The sequence below is a fragment of the Prosthecobacter sp. genome (assembly GCF_044373815.1).
In the GTDB taxonomy this organism is placed as follows: domain Bacteria; phylum Verrucomicrobiota; class Verrucomicrobiia; order Verrucomicrobiales; family Verrucomicrobiaceae; genus Prosthecobacter.
Genome location: NZ_JBIPNG010000680.1, coordinates 1 through 2,694, shown reverse-complemented (window position 1 = coordinate 2,694; position 2,694 = coordinate 1). Strand labels below are relative to the sequence as shown.

General features: G+C 62.3%; 2 protein-coding genes. Both read right to left on the bottom strand.

The genetic code is table 11. The features are described from left to right. On the bottom strand, positions 1 to 1,229 hold a 1,229-nt coding region (locus ACIREA_RS30185; RefSeq protein WP_397386026.1), incomplete at its 3' end, for a sulfatase-like hydrolase/transferase. Between the two features lie 45 nt (positions 1,230 to 1,274). After that, a partial coding sequence (locus ACIREA_RS30180; protein WP_397386025.1) for a sulfatase occupies positions 1,275 to 2,694 on the bottom strand: 1,420 nt, incomplete at its 5' end.

Sequence of the window (2,694 nt, the reverse complement as noted above, 5' to 3'; positions counted from 1 at the left end):
CGCGCATAGACGTATCGCTGGCCGCGAATGCCCTCCCAGGTGAGCGTGGGTGCGAGATCGAGGTGCTCGCAGAAGAAATGATCGCGCCAGGGTTTGTCGATGCCCTTGCCTTCGATCAGCGTTGAAAGGCTGCGTCCTTCGTAGGCGTCCGGGCGCTTCACTCCGGCCCAGTCAATGAAGGTGGCGGGCAGGTCCACATTGAGCACCAGATCATCCACCACGCGTCCGCGTTGTTCTTTGGGAAGGCGCGGATCGTAGACGATCATCGGCACGCGCAGCGATTCCTCATAGTGCGACCACTTGCCCTGAAAGCCGCGATCTCCGAGGTAGTAGCCGTTGTCGGCGGAATAGACGATGATCGTGTTGTCCGCGAGCCCGGCCTCCTTCAGCGCGGCAAGCACACGCGCGATGGCTTTGTCGACACCGCTGATCATGCGGTAGTAGGCGCGCAGGTTCGTTTCAAATTTCTCCGGTGTGTCGTAGCCCCAGAACCAGCGCTCACGGTTGATCGAGTCTTTGAGAAACTGCGGATGCGCCTCGTAGATGGCCGGATCTCCCAGACGCGCGGGCGGGATGGAGCGGTCCTCATACATGCCATCGACCGACTGCGGCCACGGATACAATCCAATGCCGGGGCGGTGATCGTTGTCCTCGGCATGCGCCGCATTGAACCAGAGATTCAGCGCAAAGGGTTTGTCCTTCGGCTGGGATTTGAGGAACTCGATGCCCTTGTCGCACACGAGGTCCGTCTCATGGCGCTTGGTGCCGTCCGGCATCGTTTTGAAATACGGATTGCGGCCGATGGCCTCGTACTCGTCATATTGCTCCTGCGGCTTGAAGCCCTGAGGAGAGATCATGTGCCATTTGCCAAAGTGACCAGTGCGGTAGCCTGCCGCGCGCAGCAGCACGGGATACATGGTGGCCAGCGCCGCCGGCTTCACGGTGGGGATGGCATCGCGCTGCGCATGAGACCGCGCCCACTGGCCCGTCAGCACCACCGCACGGCTGACCCAGCATACCGCCGTGGTGACATGCGCATTGCTGAAACGCACCCCCTTTGCCGCGAGACTGTCCACCGTGGGTGTCTGCACGATGGGATGCCCGGCGCAGCTCTGCGTGTCAAAGCGCTGATCGTCGGCAAAAAGAAAGAGAATGTTCGGGCGTGACGGTTCAGCAGCAGCAGACACAGCCGCCAAACCCAGGGACAACAAAGCGAAAACACATTTCATGGATCTCTGCGAACGAAGCCAGCGCCGCCAATCTTCCGCCTGAGATCAGGGAATGCGCTGGTCTAAAGAGAGGCCGTAGCTTTTTTCCCACCACGCCACGCGCTCGGCATCGCTGGGCTGGGCTTTCTTCACGCGGGATTTCCAGATGCGTTCGTAATCGAGGCGCTTGTCTCGCTGGATGGCGCTCAGCGGCGGCTCGGTGGGCGGATCTCCCTGCGCACCATGGTCCGGGCTGGTGTTGATCCACTTGTCCATGGCGCTGCGCATGGCCGCCATGCGGTCCACCACCTTGGCGTCTTTGGCGATGTTGTGCAGCCCCTTGGGATCGGCTCTGAGATCATAGTATTCCAGCGCCTCGCGGCGTGGCATCAGCCACTGCGCCTGAAATTCATTGAGCTTGCCGGCCTCGTTCAGGACTCGCAAGAGCGGCATGCCGGGATAGCTGGACTCCTTGTAACCGGACCAGTTCAGCCGTGAGCGCGAGGGCTGGAAATTGCGCACAAACAGCGCGTCCGGCTCGATCACCGCCCGGATGCGGTCCATCGCATCACCACAGCGGTCGCGCGCGGCAAAGAGCCTGTTGCGTTCGGGAAATTCGCGTCCAAGGATCGCCCGGCCTTCCATCCATGGCGGGACGGGCAGCCCCGCGAGCTGGAGCATGGACGGCGCGAGGTCGATGAGGCTGACCAACCGCTCCTCCGCGCCACCGGCAGCCACGCCCGGACCGCGCATGACGAGCGGCACCTGCAGCCCTTCCACACTCAGCCATTGCTTGCCCCAGGGCATCGGCCTGCCGTGATCGGCGAAGAACATGACGATGGTGTTGTCCAGCACGCCCTCCGCCTTGAGCTGATCAAGGATGACACCGACGTGCTGATCCACGACCTCCACACTGCGCTGATACGCATACCAGTCACGACGCACCAGCGGATGATCGGGGTAGTTCGGCGGGATCTGGATGGCCTTCAGCTTCGCCTCGTCATACTCCTCCGGAATGGTAAACGGCCGGTGCGGCTCGGTGATCTGAAACTGCGCGAAGAACGGCTGCCCGGGCGTGCGCTTCCGCCAGTCATTGCCATCATACATTTTCGCCGGATCATGGGCAAAGTTGTAGTGCGTCTTGGCCTTGGTGACGGGACGTCCGTTGCGCACCATGTCAGGAGCCGCCGCATTCGTGACAAACCAGCCCGCCTCGCGCAGCAGGTCCGGCAGCGGCTTGTAGCGCGGAGGCAGCGGCTGCGGGTTTTCCACATCGTGCGGATGCAGCCCGGTCGTCGTTTGATAGCACCCGAGGATGAAGGCCGAACGCGAGGCACTGCACACCGGTGCCGTGGCATAGGCCCGTGTGTAGCGCCGCCCCTCGGCAGCCAGCCGGTCAAGATTCGGCGTGCTCACCTCCTTCAAACCATAGGCTCCGATGTCCGGCGACATGTCATCCGCGATGATCCACACAAAATTCGGCCCC